This window comes from Rhodanobacter thiooxydans, assembly GCF_021545845.1.
Lineage (GTDB): Bacteria > Pseudomonadota > Gammaproteobacteria > Xanthomonadales > Rhodanobacteraceae > Rhodanobacter.
On the sequence record NZ_CP088923.1, the window covers coordinates 1,707,977 to 1,726,063 of the forward strand.

General features: G+C 68.4%; 20 protein-coding genes. 11 read left to right on the forward strand and 9 right to left on the reverse strand.

Annotation, left to right across the window (positions count from 1 at the left end; all coding sequences use genetic code 11):
• Positions 1 to 117: 117 nt before the first annotated feature.
• Together efpL and LRK53_RS07645 are read right to left on the reverse strand one after the other, a co-directional pair.
• Positions 118 to 681: an elongation factor P-like protein EfpL gene (efpL, locus tag LRK53_RS07640; protein ID WP_027492749.1), complete on the reverse strand. Its 564-nt coding sequence runs from the start codon at positions 679 to 681 to the stop codon at positions 118 to 120.
• A 111-nt stretch (positions 682 to 792) separates the two neighbouring features.
• Positions 793 to 1,560, reverse strand: coding sequence for an SDR family NAD(P)-dependent oxidoreductase (locus tag LRK53_RS07645; RefSeq protein ID WP_027492748.1), 768 nt, complete (start codon positions 1,558 to 1,560; stop codon positions 793 to 795).
• A gap of 212 nt (positions 1,561 to 1,772) precedes the next feature.
• Here LRK53_RS07645 and LRK53_RS07650 point away from each other — a divergent pair, with 212 nt between their 5' ends.
• On the forward strand, positions 1,773 to 2,237 hold the full coding sequence (locus LRK53_RS07650) for an RcnB family protein (protein ID WP_027492747.1): 465 nt from the start codon (positions 1,773 to 1,775) through the stop codon (positions 2,235 to 2,237).
• A 161-nt stretch (positions 2,238 to 2,398) separates the two neighbouring features.
• Here LRK53_RS07650 and LRK53_RS07655 read toward each other — a convergent pair whose 3' ends face one another.
• Positions 2,399 to 2,974, reverse strand: a complete 576-nt coding sequence (locus LRK53_RS07655) for a GNAT family N-acetyltransferase (protein ID WP_027492746.1) — start codon at positions 2,972 to 2,974, stop codon at positions 2,399 to 2,401.
• Between the two features lie 5 nt (positions 2,975 to 2,979).
• A complete protein-coding gene (locus LRK53_RS07660) occupies positions 2,980 to 3,468 on the reverse strand; it encodes a GNAT family N-acetyltransferase (RefSeq protein WP_027492745.1) in 489 nt (162 codons plus the stop codon).
• A gap of 68 nt (positions 3,469 to 3,536) precedes the next feature.
• On the opposite strand from LRK53_RS07660, the gene LRK53_RS07665 reads away from it, so the two are divergent.
• Both LRK53_RS07665 and LRK53_RS07670 read left to right on the forward strand, forming a co-directional pair.
• The gene (locus tag LRK53_RS07665) at positions 3,537 to 4,172 is read left to right on the forward strand and encodes a glutathione S-transferase family protein (protein WP_027492744.1); all 636 of its coding nucleotides are present in this window, start codon (positions 3,537 to 3,539) and stop codon (positions 4,170 to 4,172) included.
• Entirely contained in the window at positions 4,169 to 4,645 is a 477-nt protein-coding gene (locus LRK53_RS07670) for an NUDIX hydrolase (protein ID WP_235642602.1), read from the forward strand. The genes LRK53_RS07665 and LRK53_RS07670 overlap by 4 nt, the downstream gene beginning before the upstream one ends.
• Positions 4,646 to 4,667: 22 nt before the next feature.
• On the opposite strand, the gene LRK53_RS07675 is transcribed toward LRK53_RS07670, so the two are convergent.
• From LRK53_RS07675 to LRK53_RS07685, 3 genes are all read right to left on the reverse strand, one after another.
• Complete coding sequence (locus LRK53_RS07675; RefSeq protein ID WP_235642654.1) at positions 4,668 to 5,984, reverse strand: metal-dependent hydrolase family protein; 1,317 nt, start codon at positions 5,982 to 5,984, stop codon at positions 4,668 to 4,670.
• 64 nt (positions 5,985 to 6,048) lie between these two features.
• Positions 6,049 to 6,951, reverse strand: a complete 903-nt coding sequence (locus tag LRK53_RS07680) for a hydroxymethylglutaryl-CoA lyase (protein ID WP_027492742.1) — start codon at positions 6,949 to 6,951, stop codon at positions 6,049 to 6,051.
• A 140-nt stretch (positions 6,952 to 7,091) separates the two neighbouring features.
• Positions 7,092 to 9,089, reverse strand: coding sequence for an acetyl/propionyl/methylcrotonyl-CoA carboxylase subunit alpha (locus LRK53_RS07685; protein ID WP_027492741.1), 1,998 nt, complete (start codon positions 9,087 to 9,089; stop codon positions 7,092 to 7,094).
• Between the two features lie 360 nt (positions 9,090 to 9,449).
• Here LRK53_RS07685 and LRK53_RS07690 point away from each other — a divergent pair, with 360 nt between their 5' ends.
• The gene (locus tag LRK53_RS07690; RefSeq protein WP_081666535.1) at positions 9,450 to 10,472 is read left to right on the forward strand and encodes an IS110 family RNA-guided transposase; all 1,023 of its coding nucleotides are present in this window, start codon (positions 9,450 to 9,452) and stop codon (positions 10,470 to 10,472) included.
• Positions 10,473 to 10,490: 18 nt separating this feature from the next.
• On the opposite strand, the gene LRK53_RS07695 is transcribed toward LRK53_RS07690, so the two are convergent.
• Complete coding sequence (locus LRK53_RS07695; protein WP_027493011.1) at positions 10,491 to 11,285, reverse strand: enoyl-CoA hydratase-related protein; 795 nt, start codon at positions 11,283 to 11,285, stop codon at positions 10,491 to 10,493.
• Between the two features lie 117 nt (positions 11,286 to 11,402).
• Between LRK53_RS07695 and LRK53_RS07700 the strand changes: the two genes are divergently transcribed.
• Genes LRK53_RS07700 through LRK53_RS07710 form a run of 3 tightly spaced genes read left to right on the forward strand, consistent with a single transcriptional unit; the run spans position 11,403 to position 13,779 of the window.
• Positions 11,403 to 11,648 (forward strand): FeoA family protein, encoded by a 246-nt coding sequence (locus tag LRK53_RS07700; RefSeq protein ID WP_027493010.1) that lies wholly within the window; start codon positions 11,403 to 11,405, stop codon positions 11,646 to 11,648.
• On the forward strand, positions 11,645 to 13,480 hold the full coding sequence (gene feoB / locus LRK53_RS07705; RefSeq protein ID WP_027493009.1) for a ferrous iron transporter B: 1,836 nt from the start codon (positions 11,645 to 11,647) through the stop codon (positions 13,478 to 13,480). Before LRK53_RS07700 ends, feoB begins: the two co-directional genes overlap by 4 nt.
• Complete coding sequence (locus tag LRK53_RS07710; protein WP_027493008.1) at positions 13,477 to 13,779, forward strand: DUF6587 family protein; 303 nt, start codon at positions 13,477 to 13,479, stop codon at positions 13,777 to 13,779. The genes feoB and LRK53_RS07710 overlap by 4 nt, the downstream gene beginning before the upstream one ends.
• Before the next feature lie 457 nt (positions 13,780 to 14,236).
• Here the strand turns inward: LRK53_RS07710 and rpsT are convergent, their stop codons facing one another.
• Positions 14,237 to 14,500 carry a 30S ribosomal protein S20 gene (gene rpsT, locus LRK53_RS07715; protein ID WP_027493007.1) on the reverse strand — a complete coding sequence of 88 codons (264 nt, stop codon included), beginning with the start codon at positions 14,498 to 14,500 and terminating at the stop codon, positions 14,237 to 14,239.
• A gap of 220 nt (positions 14,501 to 14,720) precedes the next feature.
• On the opposite strand from rpsT, the gene murJ reads away from it, so the two are divergent.
• From murJ to LRK53_RS07735, 4 genes are all read left to right on the forward strand, one after another.
• On the forward strand, positions 14,721 to 16,331 hold the full coding sequence (murJ, locus tag LRK53_RS07720) for a murein biosynthesis integral membrane protein MurJ (RefSeq protein WP_037089850.1): 1,611 nt from the start codon (positions 14,721 to 14,723) through the stop codon (positions 16,329 to 16,331).
• 30 nt (positions 16,332 to 16,361) lie between these two features.
• Positions 16,362 to 17,315 (forward strand): bifunctional riboflavin kinase/FAD synthetase, encoded by a 954-nt coding sequence (locus LRK53_RS07725; RefSeq protein WP_027493005.1) that lies wholly within the window; start codon positions 16,362 to 16,364, stop codon positions 17,313 to 17,315.
• A gap of 80 nt (positions 17,316 to 17,395) precedes the next feature.
• Complete coding sequence (locus LRK53_RS07730) at positions 17,396 to 17,626, forward strand: AbrB/MazE/SpoVT family DNA-binding domain-containing protein (RefSeq protein WP_027493004.1); 231 nt, start codon at positions 17,396 to 17,398, stop codon at positions 17,624 to 17,626.
• The gene (locus LRK53_RS07735) at positions 17,616 to 18,026 is read left to right on the forward strand and encodes a PIN domain-containing protein (protein ID WP_027493003.1); all 411 of its coding nucleotides are present in this window, start codon (positions 17,616 to 17,618) and stop codon (positions 18,024 to 18,026) included. The genes LRK53_RS07730 and LRK53_RS07735 overlap by 11 nt, the downstream gene beginning before the upstream one ends.
• The last annotated feature ends 61 nt before the right edge of the window (positions 18,027 to 18,087 follow it).

Genomic DNA, 18,087 nt, shown 5'->3' on the forward strand with positions numbered 1-18,087 from the left:
TCTGTGTGTCAGCGCAACAGGGGAGGGCGAGCAGGCGTCCTTGCGGCGCTGTCCGCCCGGCATCCATGCCTCACCGGAGCCTGACGCGCGACAGTCCACTGGACTGTCGCAAACGCGTCAGGCTCTACCCGCGAACTCGCCGGTCAGCGTGTTCACCCACACCTTCTCGTCGTTGCTGATGTACTCAGGCACCTGGATCTCGATGCCGGTGTCGAGCTTGGCCGGCTTGGTGCGCTTGGTGGCGCTGGCGCCCTTCATCTCCGGCGCGGTGTCGACCACGGTGAGCACCACGCTGGTGGGCACCTGCAGGCCCACCGGGGCGTCGTCGATCAGCTGCACGTAGTAGCCCTCGACGCTCTCGACGATGTAGCCGGCGTTGTCGCCCACCAGTTCCGGCGACAGTGGGTACTGGGTGTAATCCTCGGCGTCCATGAACACGAAGGCCTCGCCATCCATGTAGGAGAAGTTCGCCGCGCGGCGCACCAGGTCCATCTCGCGCAGATCGTCGTCGGCGCGCAGGCTGAGGTCGTACTTGCGCCCGCCGGGGATCGAATACATGGTGAAGCGGAAGGTGACGTTGCCGCCGCGCGCAGTGGGCGCGCTGCGCTCGATGTCGCGCACCTGGTAGACGGTACCGTCGTGTTCGACCACGTTGCCTTTCTTGACGTCGGAAGCTTTCATTTTTTTTCCGGGATTCGGGATTGGGGATTCGGGATTCGTTCTGGAGCCGGGGCGTCAGGGCTTGCGCGATGCGGATTGTACGAATCCCGAATCTCGAATCCCGAATCCCGGCTATTTGGCAGCCAACCGCACCGCGCCATCGAGGCGAATGGTCTCGCCGTTGATGTAGCGGTTGCCGAGGATGAAGGCGACGGTCTGCGCGAACTCCTGCGGCTTGCCGAGGCGCGAGGGGAACGGGATCGAGGCGGACAGCGACTGCTGCACGGACTCGGGCATGCCGTCCATCATGGGAGTCCAGAAGATGCCCGGTGCGATGGTCGCCACGCGGATGCCGAAGCGGGCCAGCTCGCGCGCCATTGGCAGGGTCATGCCAACCACGCCGCCCTTGGAGGCGGAGTACGCCGCCTGGCCGATCTGGCCTTCATACGCGGCCACGCTGGCGGTGTTGACGATCACGCCGCGCTCGCCGTCCTCACCGGCCTCGTTGTTCTGCATCAGCGCCGCGCCGGCCTTGGCCACGTTGAAGCTGCCGACCAGGTTCACCATCACGGTGGTGGCGAAGGTGGACAGCGCCATCGGGCCCTCCTTGCCCAGCACGCGGCCGGCGCCGAGGATGCCAGCGCAGTTCATCACCACGTTGAGGCCGCCCATCGCGTGGTGCGCGGCGGCCACGTTGGTGGCCACGCCGTCCTCGGAGGTGACGTCGGTGCGGAAGAAGCGCGCGGCGCCGCCCAGCTCCTTCGCGGCGGCCTGGCCCTTGTCGTCGTTGACGTCGAACAGCGCGACCTTGCCGCCGTGGGCGACGAAGTGCTGCGCCACCGCGTGGCCGAGACCGGAGGCGCCGCCGGTGATGATCGCCTTGACCTGATCGAGCTGCATAGGAATTCCCCCGAAATGGATGCTGAAAGCCGCCAATGGTAGCCGAGCGGCCCCGGTTGCTGCAGGCTGAACGCGAATCCGACCGGGTCCGGGCGGTTCATGCCGGGTTGGGCTGGCCGGGGCAAGCTTTGTGCCGGGCCGCACAGCAGTGCCGGGGTGATTGCCGGTACGATGCGGGCGGCCCCATGGTCCATAGAAGTGGAGATCGACACATGAAGAAGCTGCTAGGTCTGTCCGTCGTGTGCGGTGCGATGCTGATGCTGGCCAGCGGCTCCGTGCTGGCGCAGGGTTACGGCCACGGTCGTGGCCATGGTCACGACAATGACGGGTATGAGCAGGATGATGGCGATCGCGGTCGCGGCCATGATCAGGATGGCGGTCGCTACGTGCGCTACGACGATGACGACGACCAGGGACCGGGTCACGGTCGTGGCCGCGGCCATGCCTACGGCCATTACAAGAACTGGCACGACCGTGGCCGCCACGAGGGCTGGTACAAGCGCGGCGGCTACCTGCCGGAGGAATACCGCAGCACCCGCTACGTGGTGTACGACTGGCGCGACGCCGACCTGCGCGAACCGCCGCGCGGCTATCGCTGGGTGCGCAGCGATAGCGGCGACTACCTGCTGGTGGCGATCGCCACCGGCGTGATCGTCGACCTGCTGCTCAACCAGTAAGTCGGTTCGACCGCGACGCATGAAGACGTGCCCGCCACCGCGGGCACGTTTTTTTTATGGCATCGCACAGTTGTAGGGCGGGCACTGCCCGCCAGCTTTGGCTTCTTCGGCATCGTGAGGACAAAGCGGCGGGCCGTGCCCGCCCTACGCGCGTTGGGAATTCAGTGTTGGCGTTCCAGCAGTGATTGCAACTGCGCTGGCGGCAGCCGGGGGAACGGGATGACGGCTGCGGGCGGATTCGCCGCCGGCTGCAGTTCCTTCTGCCACACCCCCACGTCCCACCACTGCCCCAGCTTGTAGCCGCACTGGCGCCACACGCCGGCGGGCTGGAAGCCCATGGCCTCATGCATCGCCACGCTGGCCGCACCGGGCAGGGTGATCACGCCGACGGCCTGGGTGATGCCCTGCTGCCGCATCACGTCCAGCAGCGCGCCGTACAGTTGGCGTGCGATGCCGCGACGCTGCGCGTCGGCGCGCACGTAGATCGAGGTCTCGGCGATCCAGTCGTAGGCGGCGCGCTCGCGGAAGCGTCCGGCATAGGCATAGGCCAGCACCTCGCCGGCCTCTTCCCACACCAGCCACGGGTAGTGCTTGAGGCGAGCGCGCAGGCGTTCGCGCATGGCGTCCACGCCGGGCAGTTCGGTCTCGAAGGTGGCCGTGCCGGCGCTGACCGAAGGGGCGTAGATGGCGTGGATGGCTGCGGCGTCTTCGTCGCGGGCGGTGCGGATGGCGGTCATCACGGTCACAGCTCGCGGATGAAGAAGCGGTCGCAGCTGAAGTGTCCGGTACCGCCCAGCGGTGCGCACAACGGCGTGAAACCGCTGCGCTTGTACAGCGCCTGCGCCGCGTCCATGCCGGTCAGCGTTTCCAGGTAGCAGCGCTGGAAGCCGTGCGTGCGCGCCGCGTCGAGGCAACGCTGCATCATCGCCGCACCCGCGCCGATGCCGCGCGCGGCGGGCAGGAAATACATCTTGCGCAGCTCGCACACGTCCGCTTCGGCATTCTGCAGCGGCGCCACGCCGCCGCCGCCGATCACCGCCCCGTCGCGCTCGACCACGAAATAGCTGCTGCGTGGCTGTGCGTAGGCCTCGCACATCGTGTCCACCTCGGCGTCGTGGATCGCGAAGCCGGGGCCGTCGGCGCCGAACTCGGGCATCACGGTGCGGATGATCGCGGCGATGGCCGCGTTGTCGGAAGGCTCGATCCGGCGGATCAGGTAGTCGTTGGCCATGGAAGCGGGGTGCGGGGAAAGGAGAGGGTGTAGTGTGCACCGAGTTGGTGCCGCCCGGGAGTCGTGCTGTGCTGGTCTACGATGCCATAAGCCCCGCGCCGCGTTGCCTGCGCATGTTCCTGCTGGAGAAAGGCCTGCGCCTGCCGGCCGTGACGGTGGACGTGATGCGCGGCGAGAACCGCGAGCCCGCTTATCTTGCGATCAACCCGGCCGGGCAGACACCGGCGCTGCGGCTGGACGACGGCTCGACGCTGGCCGAGGCGGTGGCGATCGCCGAATACCTGGAGGAGCTGCACCCCGCGCCGGCGCTGGTCGGCGCAACGCCGGAACAGCGCGCACTGACCCGCCAATGGTGGCGGCGGGTGGAGCTCAACGTCACCGAGTTCATCCACAACGCCTTCCACTACGCCGAGGGTCTGTCGCGCTTCGCGCCGCGCATCCCGGTGGCGCCCGAGGCAGCGGCAGGCCTGAAGCGCATCGCGCAGGATCGCCTGGCCTGGCTCGATGGCCTGTTCGGCGCCGGGCCGTGGCTGTGCGGCGAGTGCTTCAGCGCGGCGGATATCTGGCTTTACGTGTGGCTGGATTTCGGCGCCGGTGTGAACCAGCCCTTCGACCGCACGCTGCCGAGCATCGGCCCGTGGTTCACGCGCGTGGCGGCACGGCCGAGCGCGGCGGCCAGCCGCGAGCTGCTGGCATCCGCATGAGCGTCGGACGCGGCCTGCCGGTGCGCAGCACCATGGTGTCCGTGGTGGCGTTGCGCGGCTCGGGCGCGGCGACGCACATGCTGGTGGCGCGGCGCGCCGGCGCCTATCTCGACGGTGCGTGGAGTTACTTCGCCGGCCATGTCGAGGCGGGCGAGACGGGCTGGCAGGCCGCGTTGCGCGAATTGCGCGAGGAAACCGCGCTGGTGCCGCAAAGCTTCTGGGCCACCAGCTTCTGCGAGCAGGTCTATCTCGCTGCAGCGGACGCCATCGAAATCGTGCCTGCCTTCGTGGCGCGCGTGGCCGAGGGAGTGCAGGTGCGCCTCAACGGCGAGCACTCGGCGTTCCGCTGGGTCACCCTGGATGAGGCCGCCGCGCTGCTGCCGTTCGGCAGCCAGCGCGAGCTGCTGGCGCACGTACGCCGCGAATTCGTGGAGCGCGAGCCCTCGCCGTTCCTGCGCCTCGCGCTCGACTGAGCGGTACGCGCCGGGCTTGCGGTCAGGGGTGGCGGTAGACGCTGCCGTCCTTCATCACGAACACCGGTTTTTTCAGGGCGTCGATCTGCGCGTCCGGGTCGCCCGCGAAGGCGGCGAGGTCGGCGCGCAGGCCGGGCGCGATGCGGCCGAACGCGGCCTGCTGGCGCAGGATCTTCGCCGCCACGTCGGTAGCGGCGTGCAGCGCCTGCGCGGGCGTCATGCCGTCAGCGACCATTGCGGCTGGTTCGCGCCAGTTCTCGCCATGCGTGAACACGCCCACGTCGCTGCCGTTGCCGATGGTCACGCCCAGCTTCAGCGCGGTGCGGAACGCGCGGGCGGCCTCCTGCATGCGTGGGGTGGGTGGGTCGCGGCCGGGCACGTAGTGGTGGAAGTACTGCTCGGTAGACGCGACCGCAGTGAGCGTGGGCTCGTAGGCAATGGCCTTCTGCTTGAGCAGCTTGAAGGTCGCCTCGCTGGCGCCGTAGCCGTGCTCGATGCTGTCCGCACCGGCTTCCGCCGCCATGCGCACGCCGACGTCGCTGGCTGCGTGCATGGCGACCGGACGGCCGAGCTGGTGCGCGGTGTCGACCAGCGCCTTCAGCTCGGCGGGGGTAAAGGTGGGCGCGGTGGCGCCGTCGGGGCCGACGCGGTAGTCGCCGTAGAGCTTGATCCAGTCGGCGCCGCGCGCGGCCTGCTCGCGCACCGCGGCCATCGCCTGGTCGACGCCGCTGACTTCCTGCGCGCCGCCGGGTAGTTCGAGATCCGGGCGGAAGCCGCGCGGGCCGGGGCCGTAGCTGGCGGTGGCCACGATCGCGCGGGTGGCCACGAACAACCGCGGACCGGGGATTAGGCCTTCGTCGATCGCGCGTTTCACGGACACGTCGGCGTAGCCGGCACCCTCAGTGCCGAGATCGCGTAGGGTGGTGAAGCCGGCGAGCAGAGTGGCCTTCGCGTGCGCGGCGGCTTCCAGCGTGCGGTAGTCCTGCGGCTCGGTAAGCACCTGGTCGTTCCACAGCGTCTCGTTGTACGGATGCAGGAACAGGTGCGAGTGCAGGTCGATCAGGCCGGGTGTGAGCGTGGCGCCGGGCAGTTCGATGCGCTGCGCATTGGCTGGCGCCTGGATCGACGCCGCCGGACCCACCGCGGCGATCGCGCCGTCGTGCACCAGCACCGCCCAACCACTGTGCGCGCCGTCGCCGTCGCCGGTCCACACGCGCTCGGGCAGCAGCAGCCAGTCGCCCTTGGGTGTGGTGCCGCCCGCCGCCACGGGTGCGAGCACGGCGCACAGCAGGAGCAGCAGGAGTGTCGTCGTTCGCCGGATCGTCGGGTTTGCGCGCATCGTGTCCTGCCCCTCGTCGATCGAGGTTTCGATCATAACGAGTCGCGCGGGGAGCACGGGCGGCTCAGCCGGCGGCCGTGCGCGCGCGGGTGACCCGGCTGGCGGTTTCCTTGTGCAGCTGCGCGGCGAGCCAGGCGCCGGTGGCGATGAGCAGGTCGAGGTCGATGCCGGTTTCCAGCCCCAGGCCGTACAGCATGTAGACCACGTCCTCGCTGGCTACGTTGCCGGTGGCGCCCTTTGCGTACGGGCAGCCGCCGGTGCCGGAGACGGCGCTGTCGACCACGCGCACGCCTTCCTCCAGGCAGGCCAGGATGTTCGCCAGCGCCTGGCCGTAGGTGTCGTGGAAGTGCACGGCGAGCGCATGGATCGGCACCTCCTGCGCCACCGCGTGCAGCATCGCGCGCGCCTTCGCCGGAGTGCCTACGCCGATGGTGTCGCCCAGCGAGATCTCGTCGCAGCCCAGCTCGTACATGCGCCGCGCCACGCGCACCACGTCGGCCACCGGCACCGCGCCCTGGTAGGGGCAGCCGAGCACGGTGGAGACGTAGCCGCGCACCTTCACCTCGTCGGCCTGGGCCTGTTCCATCACCGGGATGAAGCGCTCGATCGACTCGTCGATCGAGGCGTTGATGTTCCGGCGGTTGAACGCTTCGGACGCGGCGGTGAACACGGCGACATGCGTGGCGCCGGCTTCGCGCGCGCGCTGGTAGCCCTGCAGGTTCGGCACCAGCACCGGGTAGCTCACCCCCGGCAGCTTGCGGATGCCGGCGAACACTTCGGCTGCGTCGGCGAGCTGCGGCACCCACTTCGGGCTGACGAAGCTGGTCGCCTCGATGGTCTTCAGACCGGTGGAGGAGAGCCGGTCGATCAGCGCGATCTTCACCTCGGCCGGCAGCATGGTCTTCTCGTTCTGCAGGCCGTCGCGGGCGCCGACTTCGACGATGCGGACGTGGTTGGAAGCGTTCATGAAAAAGTTCCGAAGGACGTAATGTCCTTCTCCCTCCGGGAGAAGGTGCCCCGAAGGGGCGGATGAGGGTGCGGGGTCGAGGTGAACCATCCTGCCTGCCCGAACCCTCACCCCAACCCCTCTCCCGAGGGGAGAGGGGCTCAAGAAGCTCGATCGGCGAAACGCACCAGCACCGCGTCGGCTTCGACAAACTCGCCCTGTGTGGCATTCACGCTCTCGATGGTGCCGGCGCGAGGCGCCTTCAAGGCCAGTTCCATCTTCATCGCTTCCATCACCAGCAGCTCCTGGCCTTGCTCGACCGTGTCGCCGGCTTTCGCCTTCACCAGCACGATGCGGCCGGGCATCGGCGCGATCACCTGGTTGCCGCCGGCGTCGTCGCTGGACGCCCACGCGAATGCGGCGGCGCGGGCGAAGCTGTAGCGCTGGCCGTGGGCGTCGTGCAGCAGCACGTGGGCGGCGTCAGCGCGCAGCGGCACGCGGCGCGATTCGCCGTCGAAGCGGGCGCTGAGATGGTCGTCGAGCAGGCGCGCGCCGCGCACGCTGCAGCCGGTTTCGCCATGGCGCAGCTGGTAATCGCCGGCGTGGCCACGCGCCTCGATCTCGAAGCGCTGCTCGCGCCAGGTCAGCGCCACGATGCGCTTGCCAGCATGGCTGATGCGCCAAGCGTCGGCGCTGGCCCAGGGTGAATGCGGGTCGGAGGCGGCGGTGGCCAGGTGCGACTCGTCGCGCAGCAACACCGCCGTCGCGGCCGCGAACAGTACGCCAGCGGTCGGTGCCGCATCGCCGACCAGGAATTCGTCGAGGTGGCGATCCAGGTAGCCAGTGTCGATGCGCCCCTCGACCACGGCCGGGTGCCGCGCCAGCCGTTCGAGGAAGCCGATGTTCGATTTCGGGCCGGTGATCTCGCACGCCGCCAGCGCTTCGCGCAGCCGTTGCAGGGCCTGCGGCCGGTCCGCGTCGAACACGATCAGCTTGGCGATCATCGGGTCGTAGAAGATCGTCACCGTATCGCCCTCGACCACGCCGCCGTCGAGGCGCACGTGGGCCGACGGCGCGGGCAGGCGCAGCGTGTGCAGCTTGCCGGAGCCGGGCAGGAAGTTCTGGTCGGGGTCCTCGGCGTAGATGCGCACCTCGATGGCGTGGCCGTGCGAGGCCACTTCATCCTGCGTGAGCGGCAGCGCTTCGCCGTTCGCCACGCGCAGCTGCCATTCGACCAGGTCCAGGCCCAGGGTCAGCTCGGTGACCGGGTGCTCGACCTGCAGGCGCGTGTTCATCTCCATGAAGAAGAACGTGCCGTCCTGCGCCACGATGAACTCCACCGTGCCGGCGCCGACGTAATCCACTGCTTTCGCGGCGGCCACGGCAGCCGCACCCATCGCCTGGCGGCGCGTGTCGTCGAGGAACGGCGAGGGGGTTTCCTCCAGCACCTTCTGATAGCGGCGCTGGGCCGAGCACTCGCGCTCGTTGAGGTGGATCACATGGCCGTGGCGGTCACCGAACACCTGGAACTCGATGTGGCGCGGCTGCTCGACATAACGCTCCAGCAGCATACTGGCGTCGCCGAACGCGGCCAGCGCCACGCGCTGCGCGGTGGCCAGCGCCTCGGCGAACTCGGCATCCGAGCGGACGATCTGCATGCCCTTGCCGCCGCCGCCGGCCGAGGGCTTGATGATCAGCGGATAGCCGATGGCGTGCGCCTGTTCGGCAAGGTACGCGTTGTCCTGCTCGTCGCCGTCGTAGCCGGGCACCAGCGGCACGGCGTGCTTCGCCATCAGGTGCTTGGCGGCGGCCTTGGAGCCCATCGCCTCGATGCTCTCCGGATCGGGGCCGATGAACACGATGCCGGCGTCCCGGCAGGCGCGCGAGAAGGCGGTGTTCTCGGACAGGAAGCCGTAGCCGGGGTGGATGGCCTGGGCGCCGCTGTTCTTCGCGGCGTCGAGGATCGCGTCGATGCGCAGGTAGGACTCGGTCGGCAGCGGGCCGCCGATCGGCCACGCCTCGTCGGCCAGTCGCACGTGCTGCGCATCCTTGTCGGCTTCCGAATATACCGCGATGGTGCGGATGCCAAGCCGGCGGCAGGTGCGGATCACCCGGCAGGCAATTTCACCGCGGTTGGCGATCAGTACGCGTTCGAACATGCGAATCCCTGTCGATGCAAATCGTCTAAAGCTAGCAGATTGCGACGCACGTGTAGGAGCGCACCCTGTGCGCGATGCCTTTCGTCACGTGACGAAGAGCATCGCGCACAGGGTGCGCTCCTTAGGTCTTGATGTCCGACCTGTCAGGGTCGAGCATTCCCGACTGATCATCGGGGGAACCGGGTGATGCCGATGCGCTCCTTTGGCTTCGAGCCCGTGACGTAGATGCACACCCCGGTTCCGATTTCGCTCATCCAGAAGTTTGAACGGTACCCTCGGCCCGCCACTGGCGTGAGCCTGCACACCTAAGGATCAGCCGGATGAGCATGGTGATCGGAACAAACCATGCGAGGTAAGGCGATGACAAACGTTGTGGGAGTGGATGTGGCCAAGGCCACGTTTGATGTGGCCGTTGGTCTGGCCAAGCCGGGCAAATTCCAGACACGCGCCAAGGTGGCCAATCGTGAAGAAGGCTTCCAGGAGTTGATGACCTGGTTGGACAAGCACGCGCCGGAAGCGGCGGTGTGCATGGAAGCGACGGGGATCTATCACGAGGCACTGGCCATCTTCCTGGTACAGCAAGGCAAGACGGTCTACGTGGCCAATCCGGCGCAAGTAAAGTACTTCGGCAAGAGCCAGCTGACGCGAACCAAGACCGACCGCACAGACGCCAAGCTCATTGCGCAGTTCGCCACCAGTCAGCAGGCCGGCACCCATCCGATGGCGCCGTGGATGCCGCCGACAGCGGCCCAGCGCACCTTGCGCGCGCTGGTCGAACGGCTGGACGATCTCAAGGGCATGGAGCGGATGGAAGCGAACCGACTCGACGTCGCCAATGACGCCGTACGCGACTCGGTGGAAGCGTCGCTCAAGGAACTGCGCAAGCAGATCAAGGCGCTGGAGCAGCGCATCAACAATCACATCGACAAGGATCCCCAGCTGCGCTACGACGCGGCGTTGATGACGTCCATCCCCGGCATCGCCAAGACCACGTCGGCCTCCCTGCTCGCCGCACTGGGCGACCTGCGACGCTTCGACGCGCCGGGCAAGCTGGTCGCCTTCGCCGGCCTCAACCCGGCACGGCGCGAGTCGGGCACGCTCAAGGGACAGGTCCGGATCTCCAAAACCGGTGCCCCCGGCTTGCGCGCCAAACTCTACTTTCCCGCCATCTGCGCCAAGAACCACAACCCCGTGGTTCGTGCCTTCTGCGAACGGTTGCTCGCACGCGGGAAGCTCCCCATCGTGACCGTGTGTGCCGCCATGCGGAAGCTCCTGCACCTAGTCTGGGGCGTCATCCATACCAACTCGCTGTTTGATCCTGACTACCCCAGACACCGCCTCGTTGCCTCTGCGCACGCATCACCTGGATGCTCGCTTGCATAACGCGGAACGAGACGGTATCTACCGTTGCGCGACCCACGACGGCGCGCGCTTGTCGAGGAAGGCGGTCAGGCCTTGCTGGCCTTCCGGCGAGATGCGCAGGCGGGCGATCAGTGCGGCGTTTTCGGTGTCGATACGCTCGGCTTGCGCCGGATCGGCGCCGCCGATGCGCAGCGCCAGCTGCTTGGCCTCGCGCTGGGCCAGCGGGCCGGCCTTGGCGAGGAAATGCAGCTGGCGCTCGATCGCCGCGTCGAGTTCGCTGCCCGACACCACGGCATGCAGCAGGCCGATGCGCTGCGCCTCGACGGCCTCGAACACCTCGCCGCTGACGAACAGCCGGCGCGCCTGGCGCAGGCCGATCGCGGCGACCACGTAGGGCGAGATCACCGCCGGCACAAGGCCCAGCTTCACCTCGGACAGCGCGAACTTGGCGCTGTCCACGCCGATCGCAATGTCGCAGCAGGCGACCAGGCCCACGCCGCCGCCGTAGGCCGCGCCGTTGACGCGGGCGAGGGTGGGCTTGGACAGGAACTGCAGCGTGCGCATCAGCCGCGCCAGGCGCAGCGAATCCTCGCGGTTTTCCTGCTCGCTGGCGGCGGCCATGCCGCGCATCCAGTTCAGGTCGGCGCCGGCGGAAAACGTGCTGCCGCTGCCGGTGAGCACGACGCAGCGCACCGCCGGATCGGCGTCGGCGGCCGCCAGCGCCTCGGTCAGTGCGGCGATCAGGCCGTCGTCGAAGGCGTTGTGCACCTGCGGACGGTTCAGGGTGAGCCAGGCGGTGGCGCCACGGCGTACGCTGAGGATGGAATCAGTCATCGGTCGTCCCTGTGGCAAATGACGTGATGATAAACGCAGCGGGGTGCGGCAATTGGCGTGGTGCAACGGAGCTGGCGTGGGCTACAATGCGAACCGTTCTTATTTGAGAGACGGCCCGTGCGTCTGTCCGAATTGCCCAAGGGTGCTCCCGCCGTGGTCGACCGCGTGGATGACGCCCATGCGTCCGATCCGATCGCGCAGCGCCTGCGCGACCTCGGCTTCGTCGGCGGCGAGCCGGTACGGGTGGTCGCGGTGGGACCGATGGGCGGCGACCCGCTGCTGATCCAGATCGGCTTCACCCGCTTCGCCCTGCGTCGCGCCGAGGCGGCCCGGGTCAGCGTGCGCAGCGAGGTGGCGGCATGAGCGCCTCGACCCTGCGCATCGCCCTGGTCGGCAACCCGAACTGCGGCAAGACCGCACTGTTCAACCTGCTCACCGGCGGCCGCCAGAAGGTGGCGAACTACGCCGGCGTCACGGTCGAGCGCAAGGAGGGCCGTTTCACCGCGCCGTCCGGTCGCGTGCTGCAGATTCTCGACCTGCCCGGCGCCTACAGCTTCGACGCCAGCAGCCCGGACGAGCAGATCACCCGCGACGTCTGCGCCGGCAACTACCCGGGCGAGGCGCCGCCGGACCTGATCGTCTGCGTGGCCGACGCCACCAACCTGCGCCTGCACCTGCGCTTCGTGCTGGAAGTGAAGCGGCTGGGGCGGCCGGTGGTGCTGGCGCTGAACATGATGGACACCGCACGCTCGCGCGGCATCGTCATCGACGTGCCGGAGCTGTCGCGCCGGCTGGGCCTGCCGGTGGTGGAGACGGTGGCGGTGAAGCGTGGTGGCGCGCGGGCGCTGATCGAGCGGGTCGACGGCGAGGTGCCGCCGGCAGCGCCGGTGCAGTCGGACGACGCGGCTGACCACGCCGACCTGCACGCGCAGGTGCGCGAACTGCTGGCGGCGACGGTGCGCATGCCGCGGGTCACCGCCGAGCTCGACGACGCATTGGACCGCTGGACCCTGCACCCGGTGTTCGGCCTGGCGATCCTGGCGCTGGTGATGTTCCTGGTGTTCCAGGCGGTCTACGCGGCGGGCAAGCCGATGAGCGATCTGATCGGCGGCGGTTTTGGCTGGCTGGGCGGGCACGTCGCCGCGCTGATGCCGGACGGGCCGCTGCGGAGCCTGGTGGTCGACGGCCTGTTCGGCGGCGTCGGCACGGTGCTGGGCTTCCTGCCGGTGATCCTGGTGCTGTTCTTCTTCATCCTCACGCTGGAGGAGTCCGGCTACCTGCCGCGCGCGGCGTTCCTGCTCGACCGCCTGATGCTGTCGGTGGGGCTGACCGGGCGCTCGTTCATCCCGCTGTTGTCCAGTTTCGCCTGCGCCATCCCCGGCATCATGGGCACGCGCAGCATCACCGACCCGCGCGACCGCCTCGCTACCATCCTGATCGCGCCGCTGATGACCTGCTCGGCGCGGCTGCCGGTGTATGCGCTGCTGATCGGCGCGTTCATCCCAGCGCGCAAGGTGTTCGGCCTGTTCAACCTGCAGGGCGTGGTGCTGTTCGCGCTGTACCTGGCCGGCATCCTCGGCGCGATGCTGGTGGGCTGGGTGATGAAGCATCTGCGCCGCGACAAGAGCGAGCACGCGCTGCTGATGGAGCTGCCTTCGTACCGCCTGCCGAAGGTGCGCGACGTGGCGATCGGCCTGTACGAGCGCGGCATGATCTTCCTGAAGCGGCTGACCGGGGTGATCCTGGGCCTGACCGTGCTGATGTGGTTCCTCTCCACCTTCCCGGGCGCGCCGGAGGGCGCGACGCTGCCGGCGATCGACTACAGCTTCGCTGGCTACATCGGTCGCGGCCTGCAGTACGTGTTCGCGCCGATCGGCTTCAACTGGCAGATCAGCCTGGCGCTGATCCCGGCGTTTGCCGCGCGCGAGACCGCGGTGGCGGCGCTGGCCACCGTCTACCTGGTCGGCGGCGAGGCGGAAGGGCTGGGGCAGGCGCTGGTCGGGCAGATCCCGCTGGCCAGTGCACTGTCGCTGCTGGTGTGGTTCGCGTATGCGCCGCAGTGCATGTCCACGCTGGCGATCATCAAGCGCGAGACCGATTCCTGGCGCAACGTGGCGATCTCGTTCGGCTACATGTTCGTGATGGCCTACACCGCCTCGTTCATCGTCTACCAGGTGACGAGGACGCTGACATGAGCACCGGGCTGCTGATGCAGTACGTGGTGATCGCCCTGGCGGTGCTGGCCAGCGTGTGGATCGTGTTGCGCAAGCTGGCCCGGAAAACGACCAACCGCTGGCTGGCTGCGGCGTCCATCCAGTTCAGCCGGTCCGGCCGCGGCGCGTTGGCGCGCGCGATCGGCCGGTGCCTGCAACCGGCCGAGGCCACCGGTGATTGCAGCGACGGCTGCAGCACCTGCGGCGCCTGCGGCCCCAAGCCACCGGCGGCGGCACGAGCCAGCGAACCGATGCCGCTGGAGTTTCGCCCGCGCCGTTGATGCCGTGTGGGCGGGTACGCATCCGCCCGTTCTTGCCAGTGAACTGTGTAGGGCGGGCGCTGCCCGCCGACTCTTGCTGCCCGTATGTAAAAGCGGCGGGCGGTGCCCGCCCTATGAAGCTGGCTCCTTCCTCTGCAAGCAGCGGGAGGTCGGCGACCGAAGGGAGTCCTTCAGGTGAGGGGGTACTTTCGACTTGCGGCGAAGAGCGACCCCACCCCAACCCTCCACTGCAGGCAGGGGAGGGAGCACAGCGGTTGCGCCTCGGCCCCTCCCCCTGCAGGCAGGGGGAGGTTGGCGACCGAAGGGAGTCCTTCAGGTGAGGGGGTAGCTTTTGACCTTGCGGCGAAGAGCGACCCCACCCCAACCCTCCACTGCGTTGCAGGGGAGGGGCAAAAGCGGAGCATGAAAAAAGCCGGCTTGCGCCGGCTTTTTCGTGCAACACGGGTCGCGCTCCGGCTTACGCCAGTTCGCGGATCTTCGCGTTCAGACGGCTCTTGTGACGGGCGGCCTTGTTCTTGTGGATCAGGCCGCGGGCGGCGTAGCGGTCCATCACCGGCTGGGCGGCGCTGAACGCGGCGACGGCGCCGGCCTTGTCCTTGGCGTCGATGGCCTTGACGACCTTCTTCAGGGCGGTGCGGACCATGGAGCGTGCGCTGATGTTGCGCAGGCGGCGCTGTTCGGACTGGCGCGCGCGCTTCTTCGCGGACTTGATGTTGGCCAAGGTAGAACTCCGGATGCAGGGTTGGTTGGGTGGAAAAAGACGCCAATTATGCGGTCGATTCGCCGATGCGTCAATCACTTGGGCGGCGGCGCCCAGGGGCGGACCGTGCCGCGGCGACGACCGTGCCGGCATTTTGCCATAGGCGGGCCGTGATCCCGCCGCCGCGGGCTGTCAAACTGTGCGCCCCGTGCGACCGACGCCGAAGGTAGAACCGCTGCCCATGAAGTCCCCCAGCATGCTCCGCGGGCTGCTCTCGTTCAGCAGCATGACGATGGTCTCGCGGGTGCTCGGCCTGGTGCGCGACATGTCGATCAACGCCGCGTTCGGCGCCAATGGCGCCACCGACGCGTTCTGGGTGGCATTCCGCATTCCCAACTTCATGCGCCGGCTGTTTGCCGAGGGTTCGTTCTCCACCGCCTTCGTGCCGGTATTCACGGAAGTGAAGGAAACCGGCACCCATGCGCAACTGAAGGAGTTGATGGCGCGGGTATCGGGCACGCTGGGCGGGGTGCTGCTGCTGATCACCGCGCTCGGGATCATCTTTGCGCCGCAGGTGACTGTGCTGTTTTCGCCCGGCGCGATCGACGAGCCGGTGAAGTTCGGCCTCACCGTCGAGCTGCTGCGGCTGACCTTCCCGTTCCTGCTGTTCGTGTCGTTGACTGCGCTGTGTGGCGGCGCGCTGAACAGCTTCCACCGTTTTGCGCTGCCGGCGCTGACCCCGGTGATCCTCAATCTGTGCATGATCGCCGGCGCGCTGTGGCTGTCGAAGCGGCTGCAGACGCCGATTCTGGCGATGGGCTGGGCGATCCTGGCGGCCGGTATCCTGCAGTTGCTGTTCCAGTTGCCGGCGCTGCGCGGGCTGGACCTGCTGACCCTGCCGCGCTGGGGCTGGAGCCATCCGCAGGTGCGCAAGATCATGCGGCTGATGGTGCCGACCCTGTTCGGCTCGTCGGTGGCGCAGATCAACCTGCTGTTCGACACGGTGATCGCCTCGCTGCTGGTGGTCGGCTCGCAGAGCTGGCTGTCGCAGGCGGACCGTTTCCTGGAGCTGCCGCTGGGCGTGTTCGGCGTGGCGCTGGGCACGGTGATCCTGCCCTCGCTGTCGCGCCATCACGTCACCACCGACACCGCCGGCTTCTCGCACGCGCTGGACTGGGGCCTGCGGGTCACCCTGCTGATCGCGGTGCCGGCGATGTTCGCACTGATGCTGCTGGCCGGACCGCTGGTGGCCACGCTGTTTCAGCACGGGCACTGGAGCGCGCACGACACTCACATGGCGACGCTGTCGATCACCGCGCTGAGCTTCGGCCTGCCGGCGTTCGCGCTGGTGAAGGTGCTGCTGCCGGCGTTCTACGCGCGCCAGGACACGCGCACGCCAGTGCGCGCGGCGGTGGCCTCGCTGCTGGCCAACATGCTGCTGAACGTGGTGTTCCTGGCGCTGCTGTTCGAGCTGTGGGCGCCGGCGGAGCTGAAACGCTTGCCGTGGATGGACGGCCTGGCCCGGTTGCCGGGCCTGCACATGGCGTTGGGCATGGCCAGCGCGGTGGCGGCCTACGTGAACCTGTGGCTGCTGTGGCATTGGCTGAAGCAGGCCGGTGTGTACCAGCGCCAGCCGGGCTGGCCGCGACATCTGCTGCGGCTGGCGGCGGCCTGCGCGGCGATGGTGGCGTTGCTGCTGGCAGGCCTGTGGTGGTGGCCGAACTGGACCCATGGCGTGCCGGTGCTGACCCGGCTGTGGCACCTGGCCGCGCTGGTGCTGGCCGGCGGGGCCGGTTATGTGGCCGTGCTGTTCGCCGGCGGCTTCCGTCTGCGCGACCTGCGGGCTGCGTGAACCCACCCGGCCGACCGTTATACTCACGCGATGATGAGACTTTCCCGGGATGTCGCAGGCCCTTGCCTGGCGCCGCGCGGCAGCGTGATCGCGGTCGGCGCGTTCGACGGGCTGCATCGCGGCCACCAGGCATTGCTGAGCCAGGTGCGCGAACGCGCACAGGCGCTCGGCTGCAGCCCGGTGGTGGTGAGCTTCGAACCGCTGCCGCGGGCGTTCTTCTCGCCGGCGCCGGTGCCGCGGTTGTCCAGCGTGCGCGAGAAGCTGCGCGGCTTTGCCGCCGCCTGCATGGAGCACACCCTGCTGCTGCGCTTCAACCGGGCGCTGACCCTGATGCCGGCCGAGGACTTCGTGCGACGGGTGCTGGTCGAGCGGCTGGCCACGCGCGAGGTCTGGGTGGGTGGCGATTTTCGTTTCGGCAACGGGCGCGGTGGCGACGTGGCGCTGCTGGAGCGCATGGGGGCGCAGCTCGGCTTCCGCGCCTGCGCCATGCCGACGATCCAGCTCGACGGCGCGCGCGTATCGGCCAGCCGCGTGCGTGCCTTGCTCGCCGCTGGCGAGTTTACCGGGGTCGAACCGCTGCTGGGCCGGCCGTTCGTGATCGACGGCAGGGTGGAATACGGCAACCAGCTCGGTCGCACACTCGGCTACCCCACCGCCAACATCCATCTGCAGCAGCGGGTCAGCCCGGTGCAGGGCATCTTCGCGGTGCGCGTGGGGCTGGGCGAGGGCGAATGCAGCTGGCCCGGCGTGGCCAGCCTCGGCGTGCGCCCCACCGTGAACGAGGTCGTCGAGCCGCTGCTGGAAGTGCACCTGTTCGACTTCGAGGGCGACCTGTATGGCCAGCGTATGGCGGTGCAGTTCGTCGCCAAGCTGCGCGACGAGCAGAAGTTCGACGGATTGGAACCGCTCAAGGCGCAGATGGCGCTGGATGCGCGCCGGGCGCGCGAGCTGCTGGGCATGAACCCGCGGCTGGCCGAGGCGTGAGACCTGTTTCCCGCGTTGACTTCAGGCAGGTCAGCTTCTAGGATATACATATATTTTGTATATCCACGTGGAGGTACGCCATGCAGGTTTCGAAGTGGGGCAACAGTCTGGCGATTCGCCTGCCCGCCGCGGTGGTCGATGCGCTGCAGCTGCGCGATGGCGACGACATCGAGGTGCGCGTTGCCGGTGCGCGCGTGTTCGAGGTGAAAAAGGAACCCGGCCGGCAGGAACTGCTGCAGCGGTTGCGCAAGTTCCGCGGACGGCTTCCCGCAGGTTTCGTGTTCGAGCGTGATGGCGCGCATGAGCGCTAAGGCGTTCATCGACAGCAATATCGTGCTGTACCTGTTGTCGGCGGACACCGGCAAGGCCGATCGCGCCGAGGCCGTGATCGCGGCTGGTGGCGTGGTCAGCGTGCAGGTGTTGAACGAAGTGACCAGCGTCGCCCGGCGCAAACTGGGCATGAGCTGGAGCGAGACCGCCGAAGTGCTCGCCGGGTTGCGCGCCGTCTGCCCGGTGGAGTCATTGACCGCCGATACCCATGACACCGGGCGGCGGCTGGCGGAGCGGTACGGCTTGTCGGTGTACGACGCGATGATTGCCTCGTCGGCGCTGCTGGCCGGCTGTAACCGGCTTTATTCCGAGGACATGCAGCACGGATTGCTGATCGATCGGCAATTGCGCGTATGCAATCCGTTCATTGGACCGTCCTGATCGGCTATTTTGCAGGGCCTTTCCGCCAATTCGCATCGCACGGCCTGTCCGGCCGGCGCTG